The organism is Sphingobium aquiterrae (assembly GCF_037154135.1).
Classification (GTDB): domain Bacteria; phylum Pseudomonadota; class Alphaproteobacteria; order Sphingomonadales; family Sphingomonadaceae; genus Sphingobium; species Sphingobium aquiterrae.
In genome coordinates, this window is record NZ_JBANFL010000048.1 from 1 (window position 1) to 4850 (window position 4850).

The 4850-nt window shown below is 69.3% G+C and carries 4 protein-coding genes; 3 read left to right on the plus strand and 1 reads right to left on the minus strand.

The features are described 5' to 3' along the window. Window positions 1-82: 82 nt before the first annotated feature. Complete coding sequence (locus WFP78_RS23275) at window positions 83-1375, minus strand: NAD(P)/FAD-dependent oxidoreductase (RefSeq protein ID WP_336966885.1); 1293 nt, start codon at window positions 1373-1375, stop codon at window positions 83-85. Between the two features lie 47 nt (window positions 1376-1422). Between WFP78_RS23275 and WFP78_RS23280 the strand changes: the two genes are divergently transcribed. From WFP78_RS23280 to WFP78_RS23290, 3 genes are read left to right on the plus strand one after another with little or no spacing between them, the layout of a single operon-like run. After that, on the plus strand, window positions 1423-2349 hold the full coding sequence (locus WFP78_RS23280; protein WP_336966886.1) for a dihydrodipicolinate synthase family protein: 927 nt from the start codon (window positions 1423-1425) through the stop codon (window positions 2347-2349). Continuing rightward, the gene (locus WFP78_RS23285) at window positions 2349-3347 is read left to right on the plus strand and encodes a 4-hydroxyproline epimerase (protein WP_336966887.1); all 999 of its coding nucleotides are present in this window, start codon (window positions 2349-2351) and stop codon (window positions 3345-3347) included. Before WFP78_RS23280 ends, WFP78_RS23285 begins: the two co-directional genes overlap by 1 nt. 44 nt (window positions 3348-3391) lie before the next feature. Then, window positions 3392-4828, plus strand: a complete 1437-nt coding sequence (locus WFP78_RS23290) for an amino acid permease (RefSeq protein WP_336966888.1) — start codon at window positions 3392-3394, stop codon at window positions 4826-4828. The last annotated feature ends 22 nt before the right edge of the window (window positions 4829-4850 follow it).

Here is a 4850-nt window from a genome sequence, read left to right on the forward strand (position 1 = left end):
TCACCCGTGGCGCCCGTCCCCTGGGTGCCCATCCCCTCGGGTCCGTTCTGCGGTTATTCTTTGGTGTGGGTTGTGTCTGGGATCATGGGTTTCCGAAGCGCTGGAGGCTGAAGGGTGCGATGTCGATGGGGGTTGGTTGCCTGGCGACGATGGCGGCGATGGCTTCGCCGGTGAGGGGGCCGAGGGTGAGGCCGAGATGCTGGTGGCCGAAGGCGTAATAGAGGTTGTTGGCGGCGGGGCTTTTGCCGATGGCGGGGAGATAGTCCGGCAGGGTGGGGCGAGCGCCCATCCATGGGGCGGGATCGTGCATGGGCAGGCCGAGGGCCTTGGCATGCTGTTCGAGCCGGTCCCATTTGCGCGGGTCGGCGGGGGCGTCGAGGGTGCCGAACTCGACGAAGCTTGCGGCGCGCAGGCCGGAGCGGAAGCGGGTGACGATCATGGAGCGATCCTCGAACACCACCGGGGGCATGTCGGCGGGCCAGCCGCTGCCGTCCGCCTGGATGTGGTAGCCGCGCTCGGCGATCATCGGGGCGCGCAGGCCCAGCGGCGCGAGCAGCGCGGCGGAGGCGGCGCCGGCGGCGACGATCACGGCGTCGGCGCTGTGGGTTTCGCCATTGTCGAGGTCGACCGCGACGGTGCCGTCGGGGCGGCGGCGCAGGGCCTGGGCGCCCGCGTCGATGTACCGTCCGCCCAGCGCCGCGAAGGCGGTTTCCAGCGCGTCGGCGAGGGCGTCGGGATCGGCGATCTGGCCGCTGCCGGCAAAACGGATCGCGCCGGCGACCGGGCAGGCGACATGGGCCTGGATCGCGGCGATCTCGCCGGCGGTGGCATCGCGCCAGCTGGTGGTGGCGCCCAGCGCGGCGCGGCTCCAGTGGCGCCGGCCGCGGGCGGCGGAGGCGGGCGTTTCCCAGACGATGAAGTGGCCGGCCTCGACCAGCAGGTCGGGCGCCGCGGCGGTATCGAGCAGGCGACGCCAGGCGGGCATGGCGAGCGCGAGCGCGGCCTCCAGCGCGGTCTTGCCGCGGGCGAAGGTGGCCGGGGCGGTGGCGCGCAGCAGGCGCAGCGAGAAGGGCAGCCAGGCGCCGATCAGCCTGGGCGGCAGGGCGAGCGCGCCGCCGCGGCAGAAGAGGCGTCCGGGCATGCTGCGCACGGTGGCCAGCGAGGCGAGCGGCTCGACCTGCTCGGTGGCGATATGGCCGGCATTGCCCCAGGAGGCGGTGCCGCGCATGCGCGACCGGGTTGCCAGGGTGGTGGCGATGCCCTGGCGCTGGAGCGCGATGGCGCAGCTCAGGCCGACAATGCCGCCGCCGATGACGAGGGCGTGTTGCGGGGCCTGATCCGGGGCGTGTTGGGGATTGATTTTAGCGATTGGCATATTCGATCTTATATCGTATACGAAAATTAGTTCAATGGAGGCTTTACGTGACATTCCAATCATCTCTGTGGACCGGTGTCTATCCGGCCGCGACCACCCAGTTTGCGCCTGACGGTTCGATCGACTTTGCTGCCACGCAGCAGGTGCTCACGGCGCTTGTGGACGACGGCGTCACCGGCCTGATCCTGCTGGGGACCTGCGGCGAGAACAACTCGCTCGAGCCCGAGGAGAAGCGCGCGGTGCTGCGCGCCGGGGTCGAGGCCGTGGGCGGCCGCGTGCCGCTGATCACCGGCGTATCGGAGTTCACCACCGCCCGGGCCGCCGCCTATGCCCGCGATGCCGAGGCGATCGGCCTGGACGGCCTGATGCTGCTGCCCGCGATGGTCTATGTGCCGACCGCGAACGAGCTGGCCACCCATTTCGAGACGGTGGCGAAGAGCACGGGCCTGCCGATCATGCTCTACAACAACCCGCCGGCCTATCGCGTGTCGGTCGACTTCGAGACGCTGGAGCGGCTGCGCCCGGTCGAGAATATCGTCGCGGTCAAGGAAAGCGCGCCCGATCCGCGCCGCTTCACCGACATCATCAACCGCTTCGGCGATCGCTATCATGTGATGGCGGGGCTGGACGACGTCGCGCTCGAAGGCATGCTGCTGGGTGCGAGCGGCTGGGTCTCGGGCCTGACCAGCGCGTTCCCGCAGGAATCGGTGGCGCTGATCGCGGCGGTCGAGGCCGGCGACTGGATCGAGGCGCGCCGCATCTATCGCTGGTTCATGCCGCTGCTCCACCTGGATGCCGAGCATGACCTGGTCCAGTCGATCAAGCTGGCCGAGGAGATCATGGGCCGGGGCTCCGAGCGGGTCCGCATGCCGCGCCTGCCGCTGGCCGGCGCCCGCCGGGCCGAGGTGATCGCCATGGTCGAGACCTGCGCGGCGACGCGGCCGACCCTTGCCAGGGGCGCGGTCGCGGCCTGATGCGTCACAGCTTCTTCTGCATCGATGGCCATACGGCGGGCAATCCGGTCCGCCTTGTGGCCGGGGGCGCGCCGCTGCTGCGCGGCGCCTCCATGGCGGAGCGCCGCCAGGACTTCCTGGCGCGCTTCGACTGGGTCCGCACCGGCCTGTGCTTCGAGCCGCGCGGGCACGACATGATGTCGGGCGGGTTCCTCTATCCGCCGACGCGCGAGGATGCCGATTGCGGCATCCTGTTCATCGAGACCAGCGGCTGCCTGCCGATGTGCGGGCATGGCACGATCGGCATGGTGACCTTCGGTCTGGAGCAGGGGCTGATCAATCCGCGCACGCCGGGCAGGCTGCGGATCGAAGTGCCCGCCGGCGTGATCGACATCGACTACCGGGCCGAGGGCGACCGCGTCCGCTCGGTCAGGATCCGCAACGTGCCCGCCTATCTGGCGAAGCAGGGGCTGGAGATCGACGTGCCGGGCTTCGGGCCGCTGTCGATCGACGTGTCCTATGGCGGCAATTATTATGCGATCATCGAGCCGCAGGGCGCCTATGAGGGGCTCGACCAGCTGGGCGCCGCGCGCATCGTCGCGCTGAGCCGCACGATCCGGTCGATGATCCGCGACATCTACGAGCCGGTGCATCCGCTCGACGCGACGATCCGCGGGGTCAGCCATGTGCTGTGGGCCGACAAGCCCAAGGGCGAGGGCGCCGACGGGCGCAACGCGGTCTTCTATGGCGAGCGCGCGATCGACCGCAGCCCGTGCGGCACCGGCACCTCCGCCCGGCTGGCGCATCTGGTGGCGACCGGGCGGCTTGCGGTGGGCGACCGCTTCGTCCACGAAAGCTATATCGGCAGCCGCTTCATCGGCCGGGTCGAGGCGGCGACCGAGCTGGCGGGCCAGCCCGCGATCATCCCCTCGATCGAGGGATCGGCGATCGCGACCGGCTTCAACACCATCTGGATCGATCGCGAAGACCCGTTCTGGGCTGGCTTCACCGTCGTTTGATATAGCGCAGGCGTTTGACCGTACGGCGCAGGAGAGAACAGATTATGGCGCGAGGATTATTGGGGCCGCTCAAGCCGCTCGACACCCATGGCGGGCATGCGCAGGACCGCAAGCTGCGCAAGACGCTCAGCTGGCCGCACCTGATCGCGCTGGGCATCGGCGCGATCGTGGGGACGGGCATCTACACGCTGACCGGGGTCGGCGCGGATCGCGCCGGGCCGGGGGTGATCCTGGCCTTTGCGATCGCGGGGGCGGTGTGCGCCTGTGCGGCGCTCGCCTATGCCGAGATGGCGACGCTGATCCCGACCGCGGGCAGCGCCTATACCTATACCTATTCGGCGATCGGCGAGACGCTGGCCTGGATCGTGGGGTGGAGCCTGATCCTGGAATATTCGCTGGCGTGCAGCACGGTCGCGGTCGGCTGGTCGGCCTATCTGGTCGGCTGGATCGAGGCGGCGGGCATCCATCTGCCGCATGCGATCCTGGCCGGGCCGCATGCCGGCGGCATCGTCAACCTGCCTGCCATCCTGGTCGCGCTGGCCGTTGCGGGCATGCTGATCGCCGGCACGCGGGAGAGCGCGACGGTCAACATCGTCCTGGTGGTGATCAAGATGGTCGCGCTGGCGCTGTTCGTCACGCTTGCGCTGCCCGCGTTCAGCGGCGGGCACTTCACGCCGTTCATGCCCTATGGCTTCACCAGCCATGTCGATGCGACCGGCACGCAGCGGGGCGTGATGGCGGCGGCCGCGATCGTGTTCTTCGCCTTCTACGGCTTCGATGCGGTGGCGACCTCCGCCGAGGAGGCCAAGAACCCGGGCCGCGACCTCACCATCGGCATCATCGGCTCGATGGCGGCCTGCACGATCATCTACATGCTGGTCGCGGTCGCCGCGCTCGGCGCGGTCGACTATCTCGACCTGGGCAAGTCGGCCGAGCCGCTCGCCTATGTGCTGCGCACGCTGCACCATCCGCTGGCGGCCTGGGCGATCGGCCTGGCGGCGCTGATCGCGCTGCCCTCGGTGATCCTGGTGATGATGTACGGCCAGAGCCGCATCTTCTTCGTGATGTCGCGCGACGGCCTGCTGCCGCGCGGCCTCAGCCGGGTGTCGGAACGCACCGGCTCGCCCGCGCTGATCACCGCGGTCACCGGGCTGTTCGTGGCGCTGGTCGCGGGCTTCTTCCGGCTGGACGAGATCGCCGAACTGGCCAATGCCGGCACGCTGCTCGCCTTCATCGCGGTCGCCGCCTGCATGATGATCCTGCGCCGCACGATGCCGCACCTGCCCCGCGTGTTCACATGCCCGGCCCCCTATCTGGTCGGCACCCTCGCCATCCTGGGATGCCTCTACCTGATCTGCAGCCTGCCCGAAAAAACCCTCATCCGCTTTGGATATTGGAACCTCATCGGCATCGCCCTCTACATCGCCTATGGCCGCACACGAAGCCTCGCAAGCAAGGGGCATCCCGTCACAGGCATCTGATAACCAACAACAACAGCACAAC

What these genes read in the sequence shown, in the direction of transcription:
- WFP78_RS23275 (WP_336966885.1), bottom strand. Translation starts at nt 1,375, where the DNA reads ATGCCAATCGCTAAAATCAATCCCCAACACGCCCCGGATCAGGCCCCG.
- WFP78_RS23285 (WP_336966887.1), top strand. Translation starts at nt 2,349, where the DNA reads ATGCGTCACAGCTTCTTCTGCATCGATGGCCATACGGCGGGCAATCCG.
- WFP78_RS23290 (WP_336966888.1), top strand. Translation starts at nt 3,392, where the DNA reads ATGGCGCGAGGATTATTGGGGCCGCTCAAGCCGCTCGACACCCATGGC.